This is a genomic window from Pseudomonas faucium (genome assembly GCF_021602585.1).
Lineage (GTDB): Bacteria > Pseudomonadota > Gammaproteobacteria > Pseudomonadales > Pseudomonadaceae > Aquipseudomonas > Aquipseudomonas faucium.
The window spans coordinates 114,829-138,015 of sequence record NZ_BQIP01000009.1; the positions used below are offsets into that span (position 1 = coordinate 114,829).

Below are 23,187 nucleotides of genomic sequence, written 5' to 3' on the forward strand. Positions count from 1 at the left end.
TCAATTGTCTGACACTCTCACTACTAAAATCCACTTTCCCGTACGCCTAAAGCGGCTATTCGTCGCCAGGCAGATCCTAAAAGCGACATCCCCTCGCCCTCCAGCACCACCACACCCCGCAGCGGGTGCGAAACCTGCTCGGGGGCGCCTTTTTCGAGGGCGAAGCGCGCGCCGTATTGCGCCTCCAGTGGCTGCGCCCGCTTTTCGTCATCACGGCGCACGGCGATCGGGCCTTTGTGCTCGGAAACCAGGGCTTCCTGGTCGATATAAGGGGCACCTGCGGTGTCGATGTCGGCCAGCGTCACGGCCAGCGAACCTCGCAGTACGTCATCCGCCACGAAGTGCCCGGCTGCCCCCGGCGCCACCCGCCACAAGTCCGCTTCGGCCAGGTAGCCACGCAGGCGCAAGCCTCGTTCGGCCACCTCGGCCAGCGGCAGATCGACCCCGACCCAGCGGCCAGGTGCGAGGTTGTGCGCAAGGTCGCGCACCGTGCCCGCATGCGGCGCGCGCAGGTTCAGGCGCTCGCGCTGGGCAGCCAGGCCGCGGTACTCGGCCACGGCTTCGGCCAGGCGCTGCTCGAGGATGCCGGTGTCTGCCGCGGTGGCGCTGCGCCCCGCCTGCCGGCGCAGCTGCAGTTGCAGGATGTCGATCTCGCGGCGGGTGATGCTCATCCGAGAGGCCAGGTCTGGCGACTCGAGCACCACCAGCACCTGGTTCTGCGCGACCTGCTCGCCATCTTTCACCCGCACTTCGCGCACCTGCGCCGCAGCCGGTGCATGCAGCGCGCTCACCCGCGCAGCCTCGAGCATCGCCGGCACTTCCACGCCACTGCGCCAGGGCACCACCAACAATGCCAGCAAACCCGCCAGCCCAGCGCCCAGCAGCCATACCTTGCGCGGCTGCGCCTTGCTGCGGTGCTGCCACCAGTGTTGCCATTCGCGCCACACCGGCAGGCCGATGAACCAGACCAGTTCGACCATCATCAGGAAGATGCCCAGCACCTTGAAGAACAGGTGATAGACCGCAAGGGCAATGCCAAAGAACAGAACCGCGCGCCACACCCACGAGGCGTAGCTCCAGCACAACAGGCGCCTGCGCATGGTTGGCGACCAATGCTCGGGCATCGGTTCGCCATAGCCGAACAGCAGCTCGCGCAGGTGCCAGCGCCCCAGGGCGAAGCCGCGGCCCTGCAGGTTATCGACGCCCCACAGGTCGCAGAGCAGGAAGTAGCCATCGAAACGCATCAACGGGTTGACGTTGATCGCCAGCGTGGTGATCCAGGTGGCACTGGCGAGCATGAAAGCCGCCGTGCGCCCGGCCCCGTCCGGCAGCAGCGACCAGGCCAGCAGCGCGATGCACGCCAGCACCAGCTCGGCCAGCACGCCGCCGGCGCCGATCAGCAGCCGTGTGCGCCGGTCCTGCACCCGCCAGGCATCGCTGACGTCGGTGTAGAGCATGGGCAGCAGCACCATGAATGCCACGCCCATGCTCGGCACCCGGCAACCGGCGCGCTTGGCCATGTAGGCATGGCCGAACTCGTGGCAGAGCTTGGCAAAGCCCAGGGCCACCGCGAACGCCAGCATGCCGCCGAGGCTGAGCAAATGGGGGAAGGTGGCAAGAAAGCGCTCCCAGTCGCGCATCACCAGGAACAAGCCCAGCAGCAGCACGCTGGGCAAACCCAAGCGCAGTAGGCCGGGGCCATGGCGCTGCAGCCAGGGCCAGGTGCGGTTGAGAAATGCATCGGGGCGCCACAGCGGGATGCGGAAGAACAGGTACTTGTGCAGCACCTGCGTCCACAGGCCCTGGCGCTGAGCGGCCGCCTTGGCTGCGTAGCTGGCGCGTTGCTCGGCATCCACGGCACTGACCAGGTCATGGCCGCGCAGAAAACGCAGCAGCTCATCCAACGCCTGCCCCGTCACCGGCATCCCGGGTTCGGCATTGGCTGCCTGCAGCACCTGCTGCGCATCGCCCAGCGCCCAGTGGCGCAACAGGCGCATGGCCGCCGCGCCAAGTTTGAAATAGCGCCCGCGCAGGGGGTCGGCGAGGGTCCATTGCGGCGCACCGTCGAGCCCGGGCGCGCCCGGCGAAAGCTGCAGATCAGGGCGCAGCGCCGGCAGCATCACAGGCCGACCGCCTGGCGCAGCGCCGCCAATGGCCTGCGCAGCAGGTACAACGCAAGCGGTGCTCGAGCGCCGAACACTTTGGCGGTGCCGCGCAGGCCGATGCGCGGCGGCGCCTGTTCGAAGCTGGCGTCGAGCCGGTAGGCCAGTTGCCCGGCGGGTGTGGCCTGGGCCTGATAAGCCATGCGCTCGAGCGTGGCGCCATGGCGGTTCAAGGGGTCGCTGTCGAGAAACAGCGCAACCTGCGCGCCCTGCTCCAGGCCGATGGCATCGGCCACCGGCAACTCGATGCGCAGTTCGGCCTGGGCCGGGTCGGCGATGTCCATCAGCCGCTCCCCGGTGCGCATCGGCTTGCCGATGAAGCGCTGCGCGTCAGCGAACACGGCAATGCCTTCGCGTTCGGCGCGAACCTCGCTGCGCGCCAGCAGGTCGCGGGCATAATCACGCTCGGCGCGCTTTTGCTCGACCCGCGCCGCCAGCAGATCCAGGCGGGCACTGGAGTCGGCATCGGAGAATGCCCGCTGGGTGTTGGCCTTGAGCTCTGCCTGGGCAACGCCGAGGGTCCGTTCGGCCACGTCGGCCTGGGCCTTCAAGGTGGTGGCATCGAAACGCGCCAGCAACTGGCCGGCCTGCACGGCCTGGTTCGGCTTGACCAGTATTTCGGCCACTACCCCGTCCAGCGGCGCGCTCACCACCTGGCCATTGCGTGGCACCACTTCGGCCGGCGCCAGCACCGACTGGCGCACCGGCACCAGCAGCACCAGCAACAGCGCCGCGGCTATTGCCCAGCGGGTGCGGGCCGGCCAACGCAGCCGCCATGGCTTGCCCGGCTGCAGTGCCTGCCAGGCGTGGCCATAACAGTCGCCCAGCTGCGCCAGCAAGGCCTGCTCGGCATCGTTCCAGGGCATGTCCCGCGCCAGCCACAGGCCACCAAACACCTCGCCCTTGCGGTCTTTGAGCGGCAGCCAGAACGCCTGGGGCGCCGACAGCGCCTGCCAATCGTCGCGGCAGGCTTGATCCAGGTCGGCCGCTGGGACCACCCCGGGCAAGGCGAAACGCTCACTGGCCGCCAGGTGCGATGCGGCGCGCTCGATGAACACCACGAATGGCGCATTCGGCTCGACCGCACTGATGCCGGTGAGCGCCCGCACCTTGCCGGCGATCAGCAGCGCGGCGTGGCGGTAGCCGAACAGCGGCTGGGCATCGTTGACCATGCTGAACGCCAGGGTTTGCACCGAGGTGGCGGCGCGGGCCTGGCGTTCGAGCTTGAGGTAGTGGGCCAGCAGTTGCTCCAGGGCGCCTGGCACCACGGCGTTCATGGCGACTCCGCAAAGTGCGCGGTGCCGCTCATGCCAGCCAGCAGCCCGGGGGTACTGGCCGGCACGCTGGCAATCAACAGGAGGGTCTGGCTGCCTTCGTCAATGCGCGCGCCGAGGCGCTTGACCACGGCAGCGATCGGCGTGCCGGTTTCATCGGGCACGAAGCTGAAGGCCTGCTCGGGCTTGAGCCTGCCCAGCCAGCGCGAAGGTACCAGCAGGTGAATTTCCAGGGAGCGGTTGTCGACGATTTCCAGCAGCGGCGCACCGCTGGCCACGCTTTCGTGGGCCTGGACGCGGCGTTCGACCACCTGGCCGTCATACGGCGCCTTCACCTGGCAGCGCTGTACCTGCACCTGATACACCTGCGCTTCGGCCTGGGCCTGCGCCTGGCGCGCCTCGGCCAGGGCCACTTCGAAGCGCCCCACGGAATTGAGCGCCGCCAGCTGCTGTTTGTTACGCAGCTCTTCGCGCGCCGCCCGCACCGACGCGGCCGAGGCATTGGCCTGGGCCTGGTAGGCGCTGCAGTCGAAGCGCACCAGCACATCACCCTTGGCGAATGCTTGCCCTTCGGCGTAGGGGATTTCCACGACGCGGCCGGGCAACTCGCTGGCCAGCACCGCCTGGGACCGTGCGCGCAGCACACCGCGGATGTCGCCGCTGGTGGCCGTACTGCCTTCCTGCAGCAGCGGGTCGCCGTCGTCAGCGGCTTGCGCCATGCCTGCAGCCAAAGCCAATGCCATGCACAACGCGAACTGCTTCATCTTGCCACGTCCCTGTAGAGGTGTGGCCGGATGCTATCAGTGTTTTCAGGGGCGCGGAAGGTAGCCCACGGGGGCTGGAATGCAAAAAGGGCGACCCTTGCGGATCGCCCCTTCTGATGTTTGGTAGGCACAATTGGACTCGAACCAACGACCCCCACCATGTCAAGGTGGTGCTCTAACCAACTGAGCTATGTGCCTGTCGTGTGGTGCGCATTCTACGCATTCCTAAAACTGTGTCAACACTTTTTTTCGCGCTAACTCACTGAATATTAAACTCTTTATAAGGAAGCGACGGCACGCACCAGTAAAGGATTTTTAACGGGACGACTAGCGGGTGTTTATTATTATTGATAGCATCGGTACATTCGTTAAAAATATAAAACACGAGGTTTCTCGAGCATGGCCAATACCCCCTACCCCCAGTCCTACTACGCCGCCTCGGCTAACCCGGTGCCGCCACGTCCGGCGCTGCAGGGTGAGGTGGAAACCGATGTGTGCATCATCGGCGCCGGCTACACCGGCCTGTCCAGCGCACTGTTCCTGCTGGAAAACGGCTTCAAGGTCAGCATCGTCGAAGCGGCCAAGGTCGGTTTCGGCGCGTCGGGCCGCAACGGCGGCCAGATCGTCAACAGCTACAGCCGCGACATCGACGTCATCGAACGTACCGTCGGCCCCAAGCAGGCTCAACTGCTGGGCCACATGGCCTTCGAAGGCGGCCGCATCATCCGTGAGCGCGTGGCCAAGTACAACATCCAGTGCGACCTGAAGGACGGCGGCGTGTTCGCGGCGCTGACCAGCAAGCAGATGGGCCACCTGGAATCGCAGAAACGCCTGTGGGAACGCTTCGGCCACAACCAGCTGGAGCTGATGGACCAGAAGCGCATCCGCGAAGTGGTTGCCTGCGACAGCTACATCGGCGGCATGCTCGACATGAGCGGCGGCCACATCCACCCACTGAACCTGGCCCTGGGCGAAGCTGCCGCGGTCGAGTCGCTGGGCGGCATCATCTATGAGCAGACCCCGGCCGTGCGCATCGAGCGTGGCGCCAACCCGGTCGTGCACACCCCGCAGGGCAAGGTGCGCGCCAAGTTCATCATCGTCGCCGGCAACGCCTACCTGGGCAACCTGGTGCCGGAACTGGCCGCCAAGTCGATGCCATGCGGCACCCAGGTGATCACCACCGAGCCACTGGGCGAGGAACTGGCCCGCACCCTGCTGCCGCAGGACTACTGCGTGGAAGACTGCAACTACCTGCTCGACTACTACCGTCTGACCAGCGACAAGCGCCTGATCTTCGGCGGCGGCGTGGTGTACGGTGCGCGTGACCCGGCCAACATCGAAGCGATCATTCGTCCGAAGATGCTCAAGGCCTTCCCGCAGCTGAAGAACGTCAAGATCGACTACGCCTGGACCGGCAACTTCCTGCTGACCCTGTCGCGCCTGCCGCAAGTAGGCCGTATCGGCGACAACATCTACTACTCGCAGGGTTGCTCGGGCCACGGCGTGACCTACACCCACCTGGCGGGCAAGGTGCTGGCCGAGGCACTGCGTGGCCAGGCCGAGCGTTTCGACGCCTTCGCCGGCCTGCCGCACTACCCGTTCCCGGGTGGCCAGATGCTGCGGGTACCGTTCAGCGCCATCGGTGCCTGGTACTACAGCCTGCGTGACCGTCTGGGCTTCTGATTCTGCAGGTTTGGCCTTATCGCGGATGAATCCGCTCCTACGGGGGCGGATTCATTTGCGAGGGGCCAACGCTATTTCCCCAGGCTGTTCACCGCCTGCTTCGCCGCGATTTCTTGGCCGGCCTTGGCCAGTTCGTCGGCAGCCTGCAGCCAGCGCTGGCGGTCCACCTGGGCCGGCAGTTGCCGCGGCGGCTGCACCAGCACTGCCCAACTCCCCTCCTTCGCCCAGGCCGAGGCGAAATCGTCGAAGGCCATCATCTGCCGTCGATTCATGCCTGAGCGCAGCAGCACCCGTTTCTTGTAGCGGTCATAGCCGATCAGCAGCGCATAGCGCGGCTCGCTCCACCACGCCGAACCTTCCTGATAACGCAGCAGCCCCGGGTTGCCTGCGGCCACCTGCTCAAGCAATGCATCGACGCGCTGATCGAGCGGATACACCACCATGCCGTATTCGCGCGCTACGCGAGGTATGCCGGTGCCCAGCGAATCGGCGCCCTGGGGCAAGTTCAAGGGCTTGTCCAGCAGCCCCGGGGTGATCGGCGCGCCCTGCTGCGAGAGCAATGCGGCCAGGGCCATGGCGCCGCTGTGGTTGGCGTTGCCGCGATAGAACGGCACGCTGCTGATCTCGACCCGTTGCGGCAAGCCTTTGAGGGCGGCCGGCGGGGTGCTGGCGCAACCGGCCAGGCTCGCGGCCACCAGGCATGCCAGCAACAGTCGACGTGGGCCATTGCCCCACGGCTTGAAGGAATCGTGCTCCATGAACGCTCGCTTGTTCCGATGCCAGGCAGGCAGCGCCCGGCTCTGGCCGACGATCATAGGGCTCCGCGCGGCGCGGGTATAGCCCGTTGCGGGCGGCAATGCCACAGGAGCAAAGCACCAGACGTAAGGTCAATGGAACGTCACGGTCGGCGAGCTAGACTAAAGCTGTGTCTGGAGGGCGAGCCATGCCTGGCCCGAGAGAAGGAGGCACACATGAGCCTGACAATGGCAATTCTCATGCTGGTGGGTATGTGGCTTAGCGTCGCTGCCGCCATGTTATGGGGTGTACTGCGCATCGTGCGACGTCATTCACAGCATCACCACCTGCCACCGCAGGTCGCAAGCAAACCACAACCTGTTCGCCGCGCTCGGCGCCATGCCGGCGTGCATTGATTTTCGAATTTTCTGCATGCCTATCGCCGGCAAGCCGGCTCCCACAGGGACTTCACTGCATTTGGGATCAGTGCGGTCGCTGTGGGAGCCGGCTTGCCGGCGATTAGGGGCGCAAAGCACCCCCGCGCTATCTATCAGCCTTCAGCCGCCTCGCGCTTGAGCCGTGCCCGTCGCGCCAGGATGTTGAGGATCTCGATCACCGTCGAGAAGGCCATCGCGGCATACACATAACCCTTCGGCACATGGGCACCGAAACCTTCGGCGATCAGGGTCATGCCGATCATGATCAGGAAGCCCAGGGCCAGCATCACCACGGTCGGGTTGTCGTTGATGAAGTTGGCCAGCGGGTCGGCGGCCACCATCATCACGATCACGGCGGTGATCACGGCGATGATCATGATCGGCAGGTGCTCGGTCATGCCCACGGCGGTGATGATGCTGTCGACCGAGAACACGATGTCCAGCAGCAGGATCTGGAAGATCGCTGCGGCAAAGCCCAGGGTGACCGTGGACGAGACCTTGGCCTCTTCCTTGGCGCCATGCGGGTCGACGTTCTCGTGGATTTCCTTGGTGGCTTTCCACAGCAGGAACAGGCCACCGGCGATCAGGATCACGTCCTTCCAGGAGAACGCGTTGCCGAACACCTCGAACACCGGGTCGGTCAACTGCACGATCCAGGCCACCGTGCTGAGCAGGGCCAGGCGCATCACCAGGGCCATGCTGATACCGATGCGCCGCGCCTTGGAGCGGTACTCCAGCGGCAGCTTGTTGGTCAGGATCGAGATGAAGATCAGGTTATCGATACCCAGTACCACTTCCATGGCCACCAGCGTGGCCAGGGCAACCCAGGCGGTGGGGCTTGCGGCGAGTTCCAGCAAATATTCCATGTTTCAATCCTGCTAACGGTTCTGGGTCAGATGTCCTGGGTCTTGCCTTGCTTGTCTTGCGGCTCGGCTTGCTCGGGCTTCTGCCCTTCGCTGCCGATGGCGTCGCTCAGGGCTTCCTGGGCCGCCTTGTTGGTGTCATCGATGGCCTGCTTGGCCGACTTGGCGGCCTGGTCGAGCATCTGCTGGGCGGATTTCTCGGCCTGGTCGCAGCCCGCCACGCTCAGTAGGGCCAAGGCTAGCACCAGTGGCGTGCCGATGGATTTGAGTTGCAACATGAAGCCCTCGCTTGTCGATATCCCTGCGGCGCGCGACGCGCCTGATGGGGTGGCATTCTAGTTTTCCTGACACATCCGGAAAATTCGTATTTTCAGCGTATATACTTCGGTTTTTACGAATCGGGACCGTCATGCTCAATTACCGTCAGCTCCATTACTTCTGGGCGGTGGCCAAGACCGGCAGCATCGCCCGGGCCAGCGAGCAGCTGAACCTGACCCCGCAGACCATCAGCGGGCAGATCAGCCTGTTCGAGCAGACCTACGGCCTGGAGCTGTTCCAGCGCGTCGGCCGGCAGCTGGAGCTGACCGAAACCGGCCGCCAGGCGCTGGTCTATGCCGAGCAGATGTTCCAGCTTGGCGGCGAGCTAGAGGCCATGCTGCGCGCCGGCCCACAGGAGCAGATACTGTTTCGCGTCGGGGTTGCCGACGTGGTGCCCAAGTCGATCGTCTACCGCTTGCTGGCGCCGACCATGGAGCTGGACGATGTGCTGCGCATCAACTGCCGCGAAGACAAGCTCGAACGCCTGCTGGCAGACCTGGCGATCCAGCGCCTGGACCTGGTGATTTCCGACAGCCCGATGCCCAGCCACCTGGATATCAAGGGGTACAGCCAGAAACTCGGCGAGTGCGGCCTGAGCTTCTTTGCCACCCCAGCGCTGGCCCGGCGCCATGCCGGCCCCTTCCCCGCCTGCCTGCAGGATGCCCCGCTGCTGATTCCGGGGCAGGAAACCGTGCTGCGCAGCCGCCTGCTGCGCTGGCTGGGCGAGCAGCAGGTGCAGCCGCGGATCATCGGCGAGTTCGACGACAGCGCCTTGATGCAGGCCTTCGGCCAGTCCGGCAGCGGCATCTTCGTGGCGCCGAGTGTGATTGCCGAGGAAGTGTGCCGGCAGTACGGGGTCGAGCTGGTGGGGCAGACCGATGCGGTGCTGGAGTCGTTCTATGCCATTTCGGTGGAGCGCAAGGTCAAGCACCCGGGGATCGTGGCCATCACCGAGGGGGCGCGGCGGGAACTCTTCCATTGGTGAGGGTCGTGCCCCTTTCGTAGACATTGCTTGCACATCGGTCAGAACTTGCCGACTAAGGTCTATGGTAAAGTCGCGCCCTTTCACGATATCGAGACAGCGCTGCACATGACCCCTGTTTTCCGCCTCCTCAACCGTACCAGCCTGGTGACCCAGATCGTCATCGGCCTGGTTGCCGGCATCGCCCTAGCCCTGCTGGCGCCGGCCATCGCCCGTGACCTGGGCTTTCTTGGCAAGGTGTTCGTCAGCGCCCTGAAGGCGGTCGCGCCGGTGCTGGTGTTCATCCTGGTGATGGCGTCGATCGCCAACCACCGCCACGGCCAGGAAACCCACATCCGCCCGATCCTCTGGCTGTACCTGCTGGGCACCTTCGCCGCAGCGGTGGTGGCCGTGGTCGCCAGCATGCTGTTCCCCTCGCACCTGGCCCTGAGCACCAGCGAAGCGGCCCTGAGCGCGCCGGGCGGCATCACCGAAGTGATGCAGAACCTGCTGCTGAGCGCCGTGGACAACCCGGTCAATGCCCTGCTCAACGCCAACTTCATCGGCGTGCTGACCTGGGCCATCGGCCTGGGCGTGGCGCTGCGCCATGCCGGCGACACCACCCGCACCGTGGTCGAGGACCTGTCCAACGGCGTGACCCTGATCGTGCGCGTGGTGATCCGCTTCGCGCCGCTGGGCATCTTCGGCCTGGTCAGCTCCACCCTCGCCCAGTCGGGCCTGAGCGCCCTGCTCGGCTACCTGCACCTGCTGGCCGTGCTGATCGGCTGCATGCTGTTCGTGGCGCTGGTGATGAACCCGCTGATCGTGTTCTGGAAGATTCGCCGCAACCCCTATCCGCTGACCCTGCTGTGCCTGCGCGAAAGCGGTATCACCGCCTTCTTCACCCGCAGCTCGGCTGCCAACATCCCGGTCAACCTGGCGCTGTCCGAGCGCCTGGGGCTGCATGAAGACACCTACTCGGTGTCCATCCCGCTGGGTGCGACCATCAACATGGCCGGCGCTGCGATCACCATTACCGTGCTGACCCTGGCGGCAGTTCACACCCTGGGCATTGCCGTCGACCTGCCGACTGCGGTGTTGCTGAGCGTGGTGGCGGCGGTTTGCGCGTGCGGGGCGTCGGGTGTGGCCGGGGGGTCGCTGTTGCTGATTCCGCTGGCGTGCAGCCTGTTCGGTATTCCCAGCGAGATCGCCATGCAGGTGGTGGCGGTGGGCTTCATCATCGGCGTGCTGCAGGATTCGGCGGAAACGGCGCTGAATTCTTCGACCGATGTACTGTTCACCGCAGCTGCTTGCCAGGCTGAGGAACGGCGCGGAGCCTGAAGCTGCCGGGGCCGCTTTGCGGCCCTTTCGCGGGGCAAGCCCGCTCCCACAGGTTCATCATTGCCCTGGGGTTGTGGCAGCGGGCTGGCCCCGCGAAAAGGTCGGTGATTGCTTAAGCCAGGCGCTTTACCTACGCTAGTGGCCTTTTCCTCGCAATGAGACAGGGCCATGTCAGAACACGAAACCGCCGGCGAAGGCCGTTTCAGCAGCACCGAGATCCGTATTCTCGGTGCACTGATCGAAAAACAGGCCACCAGCCCGGAAAGCTACCCGCTGACCCTCAACGCCCTGGTCCTGGCCTGCAACCAGAAAACCAGCCGTGAACCGGTCATGAACCTCAGCCAAGGCCAGGTCGGCCAAGCCTTGCGCACCCTCGAAGGCCAGCAGATGACCCGCCTGCAGATGGGCAGCCGCGCCGACCGCTGGGAGCAGCGGGTGGACAAGGCGCTGGAGCTGGTGCCGGCACAGCTGGTGCTGATGGGCCTGATGTTCCTGCGCGGCCCGCAAACCCTCAACGAGCTGCTGACCCGCAGCAACCGCCTGCACGACTTCGACGATACCGAGCAGATCCAGCACCAGCTGGAGCGCCTGATCTCGCGAAACCTGGCCCTGCACCTGCCGCGCCAGGCCGGCCAGCGCGAGGACCGCTACACCCATGCGCTGGGCGACCCGGCGGAAATCGAGGCGATTCTCGCCGCCCGCCAGCAGGAAGGTGGCGCGCGCAATAGCGGCAGTGGTGTGTCAGAAGAGCGAATCGAAGCGCTGGAAGCCCGCATTGCAGCGCTGGAGGCGCGCCTGGCCGAGCTCGAAGGCTGAGCCCTCAGAGCTCAGGTTCGGGGAAGTTGCGACAACTCTTGCGTTCGGCCAGCTCCCGGTCACTGGGGCGCTGGTCGACGAACACGGTACGGCCGTCGGCGTAGATTTCCAGGTAGCCCCAGTACAGGTCCTGCTCTTTCTGCCCGGGCTGGGGTGGCACTAGCCACCAGGGTTCGCGGCTGATCAGGGTCATGGGTGAGATTCCTGAAGGGGTCTGCAGTCATCATAGACACCCGCCGCCTGTCATGGCCCTATCGCCGGCAAGCCGGCTCCCACAGGTACCCCACTGATTGCAAATGCAGTGGTGTGCCTGTGGGAGCCGGCTTGCCGGCGATGGGGCCGGTGCAGGCTTACGCCGGCGCCGAAGTGCGAATCAGGTGATCGAACGCCGCCAGCGATGCCTTGGCACCCTCGCCCACAGCAATGACGATCTGCTTGTACGGCACCGTGGTCACGTCACCCGCGGCAAACACGCCGGGGATGTTGGTCGCGCCCTTGGCATCGACGATGATCTCGCCACGCGGCGACAGCTCGACCGTGCCCTTGAGCCAATCGGTGTTCGGCAGCAGGCCGATCTGCACGAAGATGCCTTCCAGCGCCAGGTCATGCACTTCATCTGTGCTGCGGTCCTTGTAGCGCAAGCCCGTCACCTTCTCGCCATCGCCCAGCACCTCGGTGGTCAGCGCGCGGGTGATGACCTTGACGTTGGGCAGGCTGTGCAGCTTGCGCTGCAACACCGCATCGGCGCGCAACTGGCTGTCGAACTCGATCAGCGTCACCTGGGCGACGATACCGGCCAGGTCGATGGCCGCTTCCACGCCGGAGTTGCCGCCGCCGATCACCGCCACGCGCTTGCCCTTGAACAACGGGCCGTCGCAGTGCGGGCAGTAGGCCACGCCACGGGCGCGGTACTCCTGCTCGCCGGGTACGTTCATTTCACGCCAGCGGGCGCCGGTAGCCAGGATCACGGTCTTGGCCTTGAGCGAGGCACCACTGGCCAGGCGCACTTCGTGCAGGCCGCCGTCGGTGGCCGGGATCAGCGCTTCGCCGCGCTGCAGGTTCATGATGTCGACGTCGTACTGCTTGACGTGCTCTTCCAGCGCCGTGGCCAGTTTCGGCCCTTCGGTTTCCTGCACCGAGATGAAGTTCTCGATGGCCAGGGTGTCGAGCACCTGGCCGCCGAAACGCTCGGCGGCAACGCCGGTGCGGATGCCTTTGCGCGCTGCGTAGATGGCGGCCGCAGCGCCTGCCGGGCCACCGCCGACCACCAGCACGTCGAAGGCGTCCTTGGCGCTGATCTTCTCGGCCTGGCGGCTACCGGCATTGGTGTCGATCTTGCCGAGAATCTCTTCCAGGCCCATGCGGCCCTGGCCGAACAGTTCGCCGTTCAGGTAGATGCTCGGCACCGCCATGATCTTGCGTGCGTCGACTTCGTCCTGGAACAGCGCGCCATCGATGGCCACGTGACGCACGTTGGGGTTGAGCACCGCCATCAGGTTCAGCGCCTGGACCACGTCCGGGCAGTTCTGGCACGACAGCGAGAAGTAGGTTTCGAAGGTGAGCTCGCCTTCCAGTGCCTGGATCTGCTCGATGACCTCGCGGCTGGCCTTGGAGGGGTGGCCGCCGACTTGCAGCAGCGCCAGCACCAGCGAAGTGAATTCGTGGCCCATGGGGATGCCGGCAAAACGCAGGGAAATGTCCGCACCCGGGCGATTGAGCGAGAACGATGGACGACGGGCGTCTTCACCATCCGCGCGCAGGGTAATGAGGTTCGACAGGCCGGCGATTTCCACCAGCAGGTCGTGCAATTCGCGGGACTTCGCGCCGTCGTCGAGGGAAGCAACGATCTCGATCGGCTGGGTGACCCGCTCCAGGTAGGTTTTCAGTTGCGATTTAAGCGTGGCGTCCAACATACGGGCGATTCCTTTTTTCAATCTTCACAAACAAAAACGCCCAGGCACTAGCGCCCGGGCGTTTGACGGGGCGATGAAAGCTTCAGCTTTGGCGGCTGCTCACCGCCCGCGACTGGCTCACGGTCTTAGATCTTGCCGACCAGGTCCAGCGATGGCGCCAGGGTGGCTTCGCCTTCTTTCCACTTGGCTGGGCACACTTCGCCTGGGTGGGCGGCCACGTACTGGGCAGCCTTGACCTTGCGCAGCAGCTCGCTGGCGTCACGGCCTACACCGCCGTCGTTGATTTCGACGATCTTGATCTGGCCTTCCGGGTTGATCACGAAGGTACCGCGATCGGCCAGGCCGGCTTCTTCGATCAGCACGTCGAAGTTGCGCGAGATGACGTGGGTCGGGTCACCGATCAGCGGGTACTTGATCTTGCCGATGGTGTCCGAGGTGTCGTGCCAGGCTTTGTGGGTGAAGTGGGTGTCGGTGGACACACCGTAGATTTCCACGCCCAGCTTCTGGAATTCGGCGTAGTTGTCGGCGAGGTCACCCAGTTCGGTCGGGCAGACGAAGGTGAAGTCGGCCGGGTAGAAGAACACGACGGACCACTTGCCCTTCAGGTCGGCTTCGCTTACCTGAACGAATTCGCCATTGTGGAAGGCGGTGGCGTTGAACGGTTTGACCTGGCTGTTGATGATAGGCATGAGAGACGCTCCTTCATGGGGTTGAAATCAGTTGACGGAGAGAATCCTAACCGCTGGTCCCGATAAAGGCTCATTGGTAAAGCTCATGCTTGCGATTGGTTTTGGCTATAAGCGAGGTTTATTAATAGAAGGGATTGCGCTGAGCAAAGGATTGCGGGCCAAGCTGCAGGCCCCATCGCTGGCAAGCCAGCGCCCACAGGCACAGCGCAGGCTTTGAGAACTGCGCTGTAGCTGTGATGGGGCCAGTGGGGCTTAGCGAGTGACGGTGCGCATGGTGACGAACTCTTCGGCGGCCGTTGGATGCACGCCAATGGTTTCGTCGAATTGCTGCTTGGTCGCGCCGGCCTTCAGGGCAATGCCCAGGCCCTGGATGATCTCGCCGGCATCCGGCCCGACCATGTGGCAGCCCAGGACCTTGTCGGTCTCGGCATCCACCACCAGCTTCATCAGGGTCTTTTCCTGGATGTCGGTGAGGGTCAGTTTCATGGCGCGGAAACGGCTCTCGAAGACCTGCACCTTGTGCCCGGCCTGCAGCGCCTGCTCTTCGGTCAAGCCCACGGTGCCGATCGGCGGCTGGCTGAACACCGCGGTCGGGATGTTCTGGTAGTCCACCGGGCGGTACTGCTCGGGCTTGAACAACCGGCGTGCCACGGCCATGCCTTCGGCCAGGGCCACCGGGGTGAGCTGCACGCGGCCGATCACATCGCCGATGGCCAGGATCGACGGGGCGGTGGTCTGGTACTGCTCATCCACACGGATGAAACCGCGCTCATCCAGCTCCACCCCGGTGTTTTCCAGGCCCAGGTTGTCGAGCATCGGGCGCCGGCCGGTGGCATAGAACACACAGTCGGCCAGCAACTCGCGGCCATCCTTGAGGGTGGCCTTGAGGCTGCCGTCCTCGAGCTTGTCGATACGCTGGATGTCGGCGTTGAACTGCAGGTCCAGGCCGCGCTTTTCCAGCTCTTCCTTCAGGTGGGTACGCACCGAGCCGTCGAAACCACGCAGGAACAGGTCACCGCGATAGAGCAAGGTGGTCGCCGCGCCCAGGCCCTGGAAGATGCCGGCGAACTCCACCGCGATGTAACCGCCGCCCACCACCAGTACGCGGCGCGGCAGCGCCTTGAGGTAGAAGGCCTCGTTGGAGGTGATGGCCAGCTCCTTGCCCGGGATGTCCGGCACCTGCGGCCAGCCGCCGGTGGCGATGAGGATGTGCCCGGCGCTGTAGCGCTGGCCATCCACTTCCACTTCGTTGGGCCCGGTGATACGCGCGTGACCTTGCAGCAGGGTCACGCCGCTGTTGACCAGCAGGTTGCGATAGATGCCATTGAGGCGCTCGATCTCGCGGTTCTTGTTGGCAATCAGCGTGCCCCAGTCGAAATGCCCTTCTTCCAGGGTCCAGCCGAAGCCTGCGGCCTGCTCCAGCTCATCGGCGACGTGGGCGCCATAGACCAGCAGCTTTTTCGGCACGCAGCCGACGTTGACGCAGGTACCGCCCAGGTAGCGGCTTTCAGCCACTGCCACCTTGGCACCGAAGCCCGCGGCGAAACGCGCCGCACGTACACCGCCGGAACCGGCACCAATCACGAACAGATCAAAATCGTAGGCCATGTATTCAGTCTCCTTGGCTGGCGCCCAGCATACCGCCGTTGGCAGCCGCAAACAAAAAAGCCACCCCGAAGGGTGGCTTTATCGACCAGGCGTGGCGAATCAGTATGCCTTGCCGGTCTTGTAGTAGTTCTCGAAGCAGAAGTTGGTGGCGTCGATGTAGCCCTCGGCACCGCCGCAGTCGAAACGCTGGCCCTTGAACTTGTAGGCGATCACGCAGCCGTTCTGCGCCTGCTGCATCAGCGCGTCGGTGATCTGGATCTCGCCGCCTTTGCCCGGCGGGGTGTTCTTGATGATGTCGAAGATATCCGGGGTCAGGATGTAGCGGCCGATGATCGCCAGGTTCGACGGGGCGTCTTCAGGGGCTGGCTTCTCGACCATGTTGGTCACGCGGAAGATGTCTTCGCGGATCATGTCGCCGGCGATGACGCCGTACTTGTTGGTTTCCTGCGGGTCGACCTCCTGGATGGCGATGATCGAGCAGCGGAACTGGTTGTACAGCTTGACCATCTGGGTCAGTACGCCGTCGCCTTCCGGGTTCACGCACAGGTCGTCAGCCAGCACCACGGCGAACGGTTCGTCGCCGATCAGCGGGCGGCCGGTCAGGATGGCGTGGCCCAGGCCTTTCATTTCGGTCTGGCGGGTGTAGGAGAACGAGCACTCGTTGAGCAGGCGACGGATACCGACCAGGTATTTTTCCTTGTCGGTGCCCTTGATCTGGTTTTCCAGCTCGTAGCTGATGTCGAAGTGGTCTTCCAGGGCGCGCTTGCCGCGGCCAGTGACGATGGAGATCTCGTTCAGGCCGGCGTCCAGCGCCTCTTCAACGCCATACTGGATCAGTGGCTTGTTGACCACCGGCAGCATTTCCTTGGGCATGGCTTTGGTAGCAGGCAGGAAGCGGGTGCCGTAACCGGCTGCCGGGAACAAGCATTTCTTGATCATAAACGTCCTTAAACAAAGGCTGGGCCTGTGGAATTCGGCGCAGTCTAATCAGGCGGCAGTCACCTTACAATGCCCCCGCCCGTGGCTGACTGGTGCCAACATAGAGATAACCCAGTGTAGATAGTTCCGGCGGATCGTGAATATTGCCTTTGGCGATGACGACCGGCAGGCGCAACCCCCGCCTTGCAAGGGGCTGCGCCACAATCCAGGCGGCTGGCGCGGCCGCTCAACTACCGCTGCCGCGCCCGATCAGCACGCCATCGACCTGCTGGCCGTAGAGGTTGACCCCGTCGTTGGCGTGGAACTTCAGCCGGGTCTTTTCGATCGAGCCTTCCATCAGGCGCGGGTCCTGCGGCCGCTCATGGCGGTTGACCCAGGCGGCTACGTCCCAGGCCTGCTGGTCGCTCAGGCTGCCGGGCTTGCCCAGGGGCATGTTGTACTTGATGAACGACGCCGCCGTGTTGATCCGGTGCATCCCGGCACCCCAGTTGTAGGAATCCTTGCCCCACAGCGGTGGCATCACATAGTCGCCGGCCACTTTCTGGCCTTCGCCATTGTCGCCGTGGCAGATCGCGCATTGCGCCTGGTAGACCGCCTCGCCGCGCTTGAAGTCGTAGCCACCCTTGGGCTGCGGCACATCGGGGTAGCCGCGCCCGGCGATTTCCACGCCGGTGGGCGCCTTGGTCGACAGCCAGTAGGCATACACCGACAACGCCGTCATCTGCGGGCTGTCGGCAGCCGGCGGCTTGCCGTTCATGCTGAACTGGAAGCAGCCCTGGATGCGCTCGGCGTAGGTGTTGACCTTGTCGTTTTTCTTGCGATACGCCGGGTACATCGGGTACGCACCCCACATCGGCGCGGAATGGGCCAGGCGGCCCTGATCGAGGTGGCAGTTGCTGCAATTGAGGCCGTTGCCGACCGCCTCGGGCATCAGCCGGCGGGTGTCGACGAACAGCGCATGGCCCTCGCGCACCATCTTGCCGAAGGCGTTGTCCGGCAGCTCGCTCTCGGCCGGCGGCGCGAACTGCGCCGAAGCCTCGGCACCGGGCACCTGCAGCTGGGACTGGTCTTCCATGGCGATGGGCGCGGCCACGGCATGGCCCATGGCGGCGAGCAACAGGGTGGGCATCAGTGCTCTCATGGCTTGGCCTCCGGGCTGACGGGGTTGGCAAAGTACTCGGCGATCGCCTTGACCTCGGCATCGGTCATGGCCTTGGCCACGCCGACCATGAGCTGGTTGGGGTCGTTGCTGCGGCTGCCATCGCGCCAGCCGTTGAGCTGCGCCATCAGGTAAGGCGCAGGTTGCCCGGCCAGGGGCGGAAAGTGCTCGCCGACGCCGCTGCCGCCTGGGCCGTGGCATTGCACGCAACCGGGTATCTGCCGGCTCCAGTCGCCGTAGAGGGCCAGGCGTGCTGTGGGGTTGTCGGCTATCTGCTGGCGGCGCCGGTCCGGCGCGGGGTCGCTGGGCAGGCTGGCGAGGTAGCTGCTGACGGCAGTGATTTCATCGTCGGTCAGGGCCTTGGCCAGCGGCTCCATCACCGGCTGCTTGCGCGTGCCGTTGCGCCAGTCATGCAATTGCTTGCTGAGGTAGCCTGCGGGCAGGCCGGCCAGGCGGGGGAAGCCGGCAGCGGCGATGCCTTTGCCGTCCGGGCCGTGGCAGCTTGAGCAAGCCATGGCGGCGGGGTTGGCCCCGCCCTGGGTGAAGATCTTCTGGCCATCGGCGGCATGCGCCGCAGGCCAGGCCAGGATCAGCAGGCTGCCGATCACGACGCGACTCATAGGGGTCATCACGAAACTCCATTTCTTTTGTTATAAGCTTAAGCTTAAAAAACATAAGCAAATGGATACTAGCCCCGTAAGCGAATGTGCAACAGCGCTCCCTCAGGCCAAGGCCTTGCTAAGCGCGCATTACTTGCGCCAGGTCAATTGCCTGAAATGCATTTTGTCGCAGCCGTGCGCACGTCACCCAGGCGCAGCGGGAAGTTGTTCAGCCGCTCGTGCAGCTTGATGCTGCTGCCGCTGCCGCGTTTTTCGATATCCACCAGCGCCGCCGGCCCGGTGCCGGCCGAAAGCTTCTGCGGCACGATCAGGCGCAAGCCGTCATCACGCTTTTCTTCGACCAAGGGGTCGCGGCTGTCTGCCAGGTGCTGCTTGACGCAGTCGGCATATTCACGCGGCGTCTTGCCAGACATCACATCGAGGGTTTCGTGGGATTGCTCCAGCTCCGAAACACTGACACACCCTCCCAACGTCAAGGCCAACGCCGCTACCATCCACTTCATTTGTCACACCTCTGCTGTCAAGAATTCGCTATGACAACGCCCAGGCGTTTTTGCTCCCCGCTTTGGCAGATTTATCCGCGCCCGTTTCAGCCGGTGCGCCAGCCTGTGGCGACATCGTGGTATCGTTCGCCTTTGCAGAACCAGACTTTGCGGAGCACCCCATGAAATTCGTACACCAGCGCGAGCACTTGAACGAGGACGACATCGTCGTCATCGAGTGTTCCCAGCGCTGCAACATCCGCCTGATGAACGACGCCAACTTCCGCAGCTTCAAGAATGGCGGCCGGCACACCTACCACGGTGGCCACTTCGAGCGTTTCCCGGCCAAGATCACCGTGCCCAGCACCGGCTTCTGGAACATCACCATCGACACCGTGACCACCCGCCCGATCTCGGTAACGCGCAAGCCAACCTTGACCCACAAGATCAAGATCATCCGTCGCTCGTCGTCGAAACTCAGATAAGACTGCCATGACCCAGAACATCAAGTACGTCATCAAATACAAGCTCGACGGCGAGCGCCGCTGGGATTTCGCCGTGATGCCCGACGCCTCGCACGAGCAGGCGCTCGATGCCCTGCGCAAGATCCACGGCGACGACGCCGAGAAGATCACCGACATCCAGGTCAGCAAGGCCCTGTAACCCACACACTGCGCGCAAGGAGACCCGCATGAGCAACTGGCCCGACCATCGTATTCTCGATCTTCTGGGCATCGAGTTGCCCATGCTCCAGGCGCCCATGGCCGGAGCCGGCGGCTCGGCCATGGCGATTGCCGTGGCCAACGCCGGCGGGCTCGGTGCCCTGCCCTGCGCCATGCTCAGCGGCGAGCAGGTGCGCGGCGAAATTGCCGCCTTTCGCGCCGCCTGCCCGGGGCGGCCGCTGAACCTCAACTTCTTCTGCCACCAGCCCCCGGCGCCAGATGCCGAGCGCGCCGCGCAGTGGAAGCAGGCGCTCAAGCCCTACTACGAGGAAGTCGGCGCCGATTTCGAGGCGCCCACCCCGGTCTCCAACCGCGCCCCCTTCGATGAACAGAGCTGCCAACTGGTCGAGCAACTGCGCCCGGAAGTGGTGAGTTTTCACTTCGGCCTGCCGGCGCCGGCGCTGCTGCAGCGGGTCAAGGCGACAGGTGCCAAGGTGCTGTCCAGCGCCACCACCGTGCAAGAGGCCGTCTGGCTCGAGGCCCACGGCTGTGATGCGATCATTGCCATGGGTTATGAAGCCGGCGGCCATCGCGGCATGTTCCTCAGCGACGACATCACCAGCCAGATCGGCACCTTCGCCCTGGTGCCGCAGATTGCCGACGCGGTGCGCCTGCCGGTGATCGCCGCAGGCGGCATCGGCGACCATCGCGGCCTGGTCGCGGCGCTGGCCCTGGGTGCCAGCGCCGTGCAGCTCGGCACTGCTTACCTGTTCTGCCCGGAAGCCAAGGTTTCTGCGGCCCATCGCCGCGCGCTGGACAGCGCGCCCGCCAGCGACACGGCGCTGACCAACCTGTTCACCGGGCGCCCGGCACGCGGCATCAACAACCGCATCATGCGCGAGCTGGGGCCGATGAGTGCGCTGGCGCCGCGCTTCCCACTGGCCGGTGGCGCGCTGATGCCGCTGCGGGCGATCACCGACCCGCAAGGCAACAGCGATTTCAGCAACCTGTGGGCAGGCCAGGCGTTGCGCCTGGGCAAGGCGATGCCGGCTGAGCAACTGACCCGAGAGATCGCCGAACGCGCACTGGCGCAGCTCAATCGGTAAAGCGCGCGCAAGGCCACTGCCACCTGCAAATCCGCATGATTCAGCCCCTTCCCGACAAATGGCCTATCGCTATATAGTTCACGCCATAACGATAACCACCCCAAGGAGCTGTTCATGCGTATCCGCTTGCCTTACCTGGCCGTCACCGCCCTCGCCAGCCTGATTTCCCTCAACAGCGCCTGGGCCGACGAGGTGCAGGTCGCGGTCGCCGCGAACTTCACAGCGCCGATCCAGGCCATCGCCAAAGACTTCGAGAAAGACACCGGCCACAAGCTGGTCGCCGCCTACGGCGCCACCGGGCAGTTCTACGCCCAGATCAAGAACGGCGCGCCGTTCGAGGTGTTCCTGGCCGCCGACGACAGCACCCCGAAAAAGCTCGAAGAAGAAAAGGAAATCGTCCCGGGTTCGCGCTTCACCTACGCCATCGGCACCCTGGCGCTGTGGTCGGCCAAGGAAGGCTACGTGGACGCCAAGGGTGACGTGCTGAAGAAGAACGAATTCAAGCACCTGTCCATCGCCAACCCGAAAGCCGCGCCTTACGGCCTGGCCGCCACCCAGGTGCTGGACAAGCTGAAGCTGACCGAAGCCACCAAGGGCAAGATCGTCGAAGGCCAGAACATTACCCAGGCCTTCCAGTTCGTCTCCACCGGCAACGCCGAACTGGGCTTCGTCGCCCTGTCGCAGATCTACAAGGACGGCAAGGTCACCAGCGGCTCGGCCTGGATCGTGCCGGCCAACCTGCACGACCCGATCCGCCAGGACGCCGTGATCCTCAACAAAGGCAAGGACAGCGCTGCGGCCAAGGCCCTGGTCGAATACCTCAAAGGCCCGAAAGCCGCTGCGGTGATCAAGTCCTACGGTTATGAACTCTGATGCCACTTGACGCCAGTGACCTGGGCGCGATCTGGCTGACCCTTAAACTGGCCAGCCTGACCACCCTGATCCTGCTGGTCGTCGGCACGCCCATCGCCTGGTGGCTGGCGCGCACGCGCTCCTGGCTACGCGGGCCGGTGGGCGCGGTGGTGGCCTTGCCGCTGGTGCTGCCACCGACGGTGATCGGCTTCTACCTGCTGCTGGCCTTGGGTCCGCACGGCTGGATTGGCCAGGCCACCCAGGCCCTGGGCCTGGGTAGCGTGGTGTTCAGCTTCGCCGGCCTGGTGATCGGCTCGACGGTGTATTCCATGCCGTTCGTGGTGCAACCGCTGCAAAATGCCTTCACCGCCATCGGCCAGCGCCCACTGGAAGTGGCCGCGACGCTGCGCGCCAGCCCCTGGGACACTTTCGTCCATGTGGTGCTGCCGCTGGCCCGCCCCGGTTTCGTCACCGCCAGCATCCTCGGCTTTGCCCACACCGTGGGCGAGTTCGGCGTGGTGCTGATGATCGGCGGCAATATCCCTGACAAGACCCGCGTGGTTTCGGTGCAGATCTTCGATCACGTCGAGGCCATGGAGTATTCACAAGCCCACTGGCTGGCCGGTGCCATGCTGGTGTTCTCGTTCCTGGTGCTGCTCCTGCTCTATGCCGGGCGCCGCGGCAAGACCGGCTGGAGCTGAAATGAGCGGATCGATAGTGGCGCGCCTGCAACTGGCGCGCGACGACTTCACCCTGGATGTCGACCTGCAGCTGCCCGGTCGCGGCATCAGTGCACTGTTCGGCCACTCAGGCTCGGGCAAGACCTCGGTGCTGCGCTGCCTGGCCGGGCTGGAGCGCGCGGCCAAGGCCTATATCGAAGTCAATGGCGAGGTCTGGGAAGACAGTGCCCGCGGCTACTTCCAGGCGCCGCACCTGCGCCCGGTGGGCTACGTGTTCCAGGAAGCCAGCCTGTTCCCGCACCTGTCGGTGCGCGGCAACCTGGAGTTCGGCTGGCGCCGCATCGCCGCCGGCGAGCGCAAGGTCGGCCTCGACCAGGCCTGCCAACTGCTGGGCATCGGCCACCTGCTCGAACGTAGGCCGGCCACCTTGTCCGGCGGCGAGGCGCAGCGCGTGGGGATCGCCCGGGCGCTGCTCAGCAGCCCGCGCCTGTTGCTGATGGACGAGCCACTGGCTGCCCTCGACGGGCCACGCAAACGCGAGATCCTGCCTTACCTTGAGCGCCTGCACGACGAGCTGGACATCCCGCTGGTGTACGTCAGCCATGCCCAGGACGAAGTGGCGCGGCTGGCCGACCACCTGGTGCTGCTCGAGCAAGGCCGGGCCATGGCCAGCGGGCCGATCGGCGAAACCCTTGCCCGCCTCGACCTGTCGCTGGCCCAGGGCGAGGACGCCGGCGTGGTGATCGAGGGCATGGTGGTCGGCCACGACCCGCACTACGACCTGCTCGACCTGCGCCTGCCCGGCAGCATCGGGCCGCTGCTGCGCATCGCCCACCCGGCGCACAGCATGGGCAGCACGCTGCGGGTCAAGGTGCAGGCCCGCGACGTCAGCCTGGCGCTGATGGCCGACGGCACCTCGAGCATTCTCAACCGGCTGCCGGTGCGGGTGCGCGAAGCCTGCCCGGCAGACAACCCCGCCCATGTGCTGGTGAGCCTGGACGCCGGTGGCAACGCCTTGCTGGCGCGCATCACCCGCTACTCGGCCGACCAGCTCGGCCTGCACCCCGGGCAGGCCTTGTATGCGCAGATCAAGTCGGTGGCACTGTTGGGCTGAGCATCGGCG

Annotated in this window: 25 protein-coding genes and 1 tRNA gene; 11 read left to right on the forward strand and 15 right to left on the reverse strand. The window is 65.0% G+C overall.

Features of this window, described 5'->3' with window-relative positions:
* Positions 1 to 23: 23 nt before the first annotated feature.
* The 4 genes from L6D75_RS12930 to L6D75_RS12945 form a co-directional block, all read right to left on the reverse strand.
* On the reverse strand, positions 24 to 2,123 hold the full coding sequence (locus tag L6D75_RS12930; protein WP_176514243.1) for a site-2 protease family protein: 2,100 nt from the start codon (positions 2,121 to 2,123) through the stop codon (positions 24 to 26).
* Positions 2,120 to 3,439, reverse strand: coding sequence for an efflux RND transporter periplasmic adaptor subunit (locus L6D75_RS12935; protein WP_176514241.1), 1,320 nt, complete (start codon positions 3,437 to 3,439; stop codon positions 2,120 to 2,122). The genes L6D75_RS12930 and L6D75_RS12935 overlap by 4 nt, the downstream gene beginning before the upstream one ends.
* Positions 3,436 to 4,155 carry an efflux RND transporter periplasmic adaptor subunit gene (locus tag L6D75_RS12940; protein WP_371871954.1) on the reverse strand — a complete coding sequence of 240 codons (720 nt, stop codon included), beginning with the start codon at positions 4,153 to 4,155 and terminating at the stop codon, positions 3,436 to 3,438. The genes L6D75_RS12935 and L6D75_RS12940 overlap by 4 nt, the downstream gene beginning before the upstream one ends.
* Before the next feature lie 166 nt (positions 4,156 to 4,321).
* Positions 4,322 to 4,398, reverse strand: a tRNA-Val gene (locus L6D75_RS12945).
* 201 nt (positions 4,399 to 4,599) lie between these two features.
* On the opposite strand from L6D75_RS12945, the gene L6D75_RS12950 reads away from it, so the two are divergent.
* Complete coding sequence (locus tag L6D75_RS12950; protein ID WP_003250557.1) at positions 4,600 to 5,883, forward strand: NAD(P)/FAD-dependent oxidoreductase; 1,284 nt, start codon at positions 4,600 to 4,602, stop codon at positions 5,881 to 5,883.
* Positions 5,884 to 5,954: 71 nt separating this feature from the next.
* Here the strand turns inward: L6D75_RS12950 and L6D75_RS12955 are convergent, their stop codons facing one another.
* Positions 5,955 to 6,698, reverse strand: a complete 744-nt coding sequence (locus tag L6D75_RS12955) for a peptidase C39 family protein (protein ID WP_176514238.1) — start codon at positions 6,696 to 6,698, stop codon at positions 5,955 to 5,957.
* Between the two features lie 156 nt (positions 6,699 to 6,854).
* On the opposite strand from L6D75_RS12955, the gene L6D75_RS12960 reads away from it, so the two are divergent.
* Positions 6,855 to 7,034: a hypothetical protein gene (locus tag L6D75_RS12960; RefSeq protein ID WP_236193562.1), complete on the forward strand. Its 180-nt coding sequence runs from the start codon at positions 6,855 to 6,857 to the stop codon at positions 7,032 to 7,034.
* A gap of 134 nt (positions 7,035 to 7,168) precedes the next feature.
* Here the strand turns inward: L6D75_RS12960 and L6D75_RS12965 are convergent, their stop codons facing one another.
* Both L6D75_RS12965 and L6D75_RS12970 read right to left on the reverse strand, forming a co-directional pair.
* Positions 7,169 to 7,921 (reverse strand): TerC family protein, encoded by a 753-nt coding sequence (locus tag L6D75_RS12965; protein ID WP_054903585.1) that lies wholly within the window; start codon positions 7,919 to 7,921, stop codon positions 7,169 to 7,171.
* 26 nt (positions 7,922 to 7,947) lie between these two features.
* Complete coding sequence (locus L6D75_RS12970) at positions 7,948 to 8,196, reverse strand: hypothetical protein (protein WP_176517209.1); 249 nt, start codon at positions 8,194 to 8,196, stop codon at positions 7,948 to 7,950.
* A 131-nt stretch (positions 8,197 to 8,327) separates the two neighbouring features.
* On the opposite strand from L6D75_RS12970, the gene nhaR reads away from it, so the two are divergent.
* The 3 genes from nhaR (at position 8,328) to L6D75_RS12985 (ending at position 11,354) form a co-directional block, all read left to right on the forward strand.
* Positions 8,328 to 9,221, forward strand: coding sequence for a transcriptional activator NhaR (nhaR, locus tag L6D75_RS12975; protein WP_176517210.1), 894 nt, complete (start codon positions 8,328 to 8,330; stop codon positions 9,219 to 9,221).
* A gap of 105 nt (positions 9,222 to 9,326) precedes the next feature.
* Positions 9,327 to 10,538: a serine/threonine transporter SstT gene (gene sstT / locus L6D75_RS12980; RefSeq protein WP_176517211.1), complete on the forward strand. Its 1,212-nt coding sequence runs from the start codon at positions 9,327 to 9,329 to the stop codon at positions 10,536 to 10,538.
* A 168-nt stretch (positions 10,539 to 10,706) separates the two neighbouring features.
* A complete protein-coding gene (locus L6D75_RS12985; RefSeq protein WP_176515052.1) occupies positions 10,707 to 11,354 on the forward strand; it encodes a YceH family protein in 648 nt (215 codons plus the stop codon).
* Between the two features lie 4 nt (positions 11,355 to 11,358).
* On the opposite strand, the gene L6D75_RS12990 is transcribed toward L6D75_RS12985, so the two are convergent.
* The 8 genes from L6D75_RS12990 to L6D75_RS13025 all read right to left on the reverse strand — a co-directional run bounded on the left by L6D75_RS12990 (position 11,359) and on the right by L6D75_RS13025 (position 18,785).
* Positions 11,359 to 11,547, reverse strand: a complete 189-nt coding sequence (locus tag L6D75_RS12990) for a hypothetical protein (protein WP_176515054.1) — start codon at positions 11,545 to 11,547, stop codon at positions 11,359 to 11,361.
* Between the two features lie 157 nt (positions 11,548 to 11,704).
* Positions 11,705 to 13,267, reverse strand: a complete 1,563-nt coding sequence (gene ahpF / locus L6D75_RS12995) for an alkyl hydroperoxide reductase subunit F (RefSeq protein ID WP_176515056.1) — start codon at positions 13,265 to 13,267, stop codon at positions 11,705 to 11,707.
* A 125-nt stretch (positions 13,268 to 13,392) separates the two neighbouring features.
* The gene (gene ahpC, locus L6D75_RS13000; RefSeq protein WP_008090543.1) at positions 13,393 to 13,956 is read right to left on the reverse strand and encodes an alkyl hydroperoxide reductase subunit C; all 564 of its coding nucleotides are present in this window, start codon (positions 13,954 to 13,956) and stop codon (positions 13,393 to 13,395) included.
* Between the two features lie 252 nt (positions 13,957 to 14,208).
* Positions 14,209 to 15,564, reverse strand: coding sequence for a glutathione-disulfide reductase (gorA, locus tag L6D75_RS13005; protein ID WP_176515057.1), 1,356 nt, complete (start codon positions 15,562 to 15,564; stop codon positions 14,209 to 14,211).
* Between the two features lie 99 nt (positions 15,565 to 15,663).
* Positions 15,664 to 16,503, reverse strand: coding sequence for a UTP--glucose-1-phosphate uridylyltransferase GalU (galU, locus tag L6D75_RS13010; RefSeq protein ID WP_176515059.1), 840 nt, complete (start codon positions 16,501 to 16,503; stop codon positions 15,664 to 15,666).
* A gap of 226 nt (positions 16,504 to 16,729) precedes the next feature.
* Positions 16,730 to 17,644 (reverse strand): c-type cytochrome, encoded by a 915-nt coding sequence (locus L6D75_RS13015; protein WP_176515061.1) that lies wholly within the window; start codon positions 17,642 to 17,644, stop codon positions 16,730 to 16,732.
* On the reverse strand, positions 17,641 to 18,291 hold the full coding sequence (locus L6D75_RS13020) for a c-type cytochrome (RefSeq protein ID WP_176515063.1): 651 nt from the start codon (positions 18,289 to 18,291) through the stop codon (positions 17,641 to 17,643). Before L6D75_RS13020 ends, L6D75_RS13015 begins: the two co-directional genes overlap by 4 nt.
* Before the next feature lie 134 nt (positions 18,292 to 18,425).
* Positions 18,426 to 18,785, reverse strand: coding sequence for a hypothetical protein (locus L6D75_RS13025; protein WP_176515064.1), 360 nt, complete (start codon positions 18,783 to 18,785; stop codon positions 18,426 to 18,428).
* Between the two features lie 161 nt (positions 18,786 to 18,946).
* On the opposite strand from L6D75_RS13025, the gene L6D75_RS13030 reads away from it, so the two are divergent.
* The 6 genes from L6D75_RS13030 to modC all read left to right on the forward strand — a co-directional run bounded on the left by L6D75_RS13030 (position 18,947) and on the right by modC (position 23,178).
* Complete coding sequence (locus L6D75_RS13030) at positions 18,947 to 19,249, forward strand: DUF1883 domain-containing protein (protein ID WP_039602623.1); 303 nt, start codon at positions 18,947 to 18,949, stop codon at positions 19,247 to 19,249.
* A 7-nt stretch (positions 19,250 to 19,256) separates the two neighbouring features.
* The gene (locus tag L6D75_RS13035) at positions 19,257 to 19,427 is read left to right on the forward strand and encodes a hypothetical protein (RefSeq protein ID WP_176515065.1); all 171 of its coding nucleotides are present in this window, start codon (positions 19,257 to 19,259) and stop codon (positions 19,425 to 19,427) included.
* A gap of 28 nt (positions 19,428 to 19,455) precedes the next feature.
* Complete coding sequence (locus L6D75_RS13040; protein ID WP_176515066.1) at positions 19,456 to 20,532, forward strand: NAD(P)H-dependent flavin oxidoreductase; 1,077 nt, start codon at positions 19,456 to 19,458, stop codon at positions 20,530 to 20,532.
* A 114-nt stretch (positions 20,533 to 20,646) separates the two neighbouring features.
* Entirely contained in the window at positions 20,647 to 21,405 is a 759-nt protein-coding gene (gene modA, locus L6D75_RS13045) for a molybdate ABC transporter substrate-binding protein (RefSeq protein WP_176515067.1), read from the forward strand.
* The gene (modB, locus tag L6D75_RS13050; protein ID WP_176515068.1) at positions 21,405 to 22,085 is read left to right on the forward strand and encodes a molybdate ABC transporter permease subunit; all 681 of its coding nucleotides are present in this window, start codon (positions 21,405 to 21,407) and stop codon (positions 22,083 to 22,085) included. Before modA ends, modB begins: the two co-directional genes overlap by 1 nt.
* 1 nt (position 22,086) lies before the next feature.
* Complete coding sequence (gene modC / locus L6D75_RS13055) at positions 22,087 to 23,178, forward strand: molybdenum ABC transporter ATP-binding protein (protein ID WP_176515069.1); 1,092 nt, start codon at positions 22,087 to 22,089, stop codon at positions 23,176 to 23,178.
* Positions 23,179 to 23,187 lie beyond the last annotated feature (9 nt).

Coding starts and splice junctions, on each gene's coding strand:
- L6D75_RS12935 (WP_176514241.1), bottom strand. CDS start 3,439: ATGAACGCCGTGGTGCCAGGCGCCCTGGAGCAACTGCTGGCCCACTAC.
- L6D75_RS12940 (WP_371871954.1), bottom strand. CDS start 4,155: ATGGCGCAAGCCGCTGACGACGGCGACCCGCTGCTGCAGGAAGGCAGT.
- L6D75_RS12950 (WP_003250557.1), top strand. CDS start 4,600: ATGGCCAATACCCCCTACCCCCAGTCCTACTACGCCGCCTCGGCTAAC.
- L6D75_RS12955 (WP_176514238.1), bottom strand. CDS start 6,698: ATGATCGTCGGCCAGAGCCGGGCGCTGCCTGCCTGGCATCGGAACAAG.
- L6D75_RS12960 (WP_236193562.1), top strand. CDS start 6,855: ATGAGCCTGACAATGGCAATTCTCATGCTGGTGGGTATGTGGCTTAGC.
- L6D75_RS12965 (WP_054903585.1), bottom strand. CDS start 7,921: ATGGAATATTTGCTGGAACTCGCCGCAAGCCCCACCGCCTGGGTTGCC.
- L6D75_RS12970 (WP_176517209.1), bottom strand. CDS start 8,196: ATGTTGCAACTCAAATCCATCGGCACGCCACTGGTGCTAGCCTTGGCC.
- nhaR (WP_176517210.1), top strand. CDS start 8,328: ATGCTCAATTACCGTCAGCTCCATTACTTCTGGGCGGTGGCCAAGACC.
- sstT (WP_176517211.1), top strand. CDS start 9,327: ATGACCCCTGTTTTCCGCCTCCTCAACCGTACCAGCCTGGTGACCCAG.
- L6D75_RS12985 (WP_176515052.1), top strand. CDS start 10,707: ATGTCAGAACACGAAACCGCCGGCGAAGGCCGTTTCAGCAGCACCGAG.
- L6D75_RS12990 (WP_176515054.1), bottom strand. CDS start 11,547: ATGACCCTGATCAGCCGCGAACCCTGGTGGCTAGTGCCACCCCAGCCC.
- ahpF (WP_176515056.1), bottom strand. CDS start 13,267: ATGTTGGACGCCACGCTTAAATCGCAACTGAAAACCTACCTGGAGCGG.
- ahpC (WP_008090543.1), bottom strand. CDS start 13,956: ATGCCTATCATCAACAGCCAGGTCAAACCGTTCAACGCCACCGCCTTC.
- gorA (WP_176515057.1), bottom strand. CDS start 15,564: ATGGCCTACGATTTTGATCTGTTCGTGATTGGTGCCGGTTCCGGCGGT.
- galU (WP_176515059.1), bottom strand. CDS start 16,503: ATGATCAAGAAATGCTTGTTCCCGGCAGCCGGTTACGGCACCCGCTTC.
- L6D75_RS13015 (WP_176515061.1), bottom strand. CDS start 17,644: ATGAGAGCACTGATGCCCACCCTGTTGCTCGCCGCCATGGGCCATGCC.
- L6D75_RS13020 (WP_176515063.1), bottom strand. CDS start 18,291: ATGACCCCTATGAGTCGCGTCGTGATCGGCAGCCTGCTGATCCTGGCC.
- L6D75_RS13025 (WP_176515064.1), bottom strand. CDS start 18,785: ATGAAGTGGATGGTAGCGGCGTTGGCCTTGACGTTGGGAGGGTGTGTC.
- L6D75_RS13030 (WP_039602623.1), top strand. CDS start 18,947: ATGAAATTCGTACACCAGCGCGAGCACTTGAACGAGGACGACATCGTC.
- L6D75_RS13035 (WP_176515065.1), top strand. CDS start 19,257: ATGACCCAGAACATCAAGTACGTCATCAAATACAAGCTCGACGGCGAG.
- L6D75_RS13040 (WP_176515066.1), top strand. CDS start 19,456: ATGAGCAACTGGCCCGACCATCGTATTCTCGATCTTCTGGGCATCGAG.
- modA (WP_176515067.1), top strand. CDS start 20,647: ATGCGTATCCGCTTGCCTTACCTGGCCGTCACCGCCCTCGCCAGCCTG.
- modB (WP_176515068.1), top strand. CDS start 21,405: ATGCCACTTGACGCCAGTGACCTGGGCGCGATCTGGCTGACCCTTAAA.
- modC (WP_176515069.1), top strand. CDS start 22,087: ATGAGCGGATCGATAGTGGCGCGCCTGCAACTGGCGCGCGACGACTTC.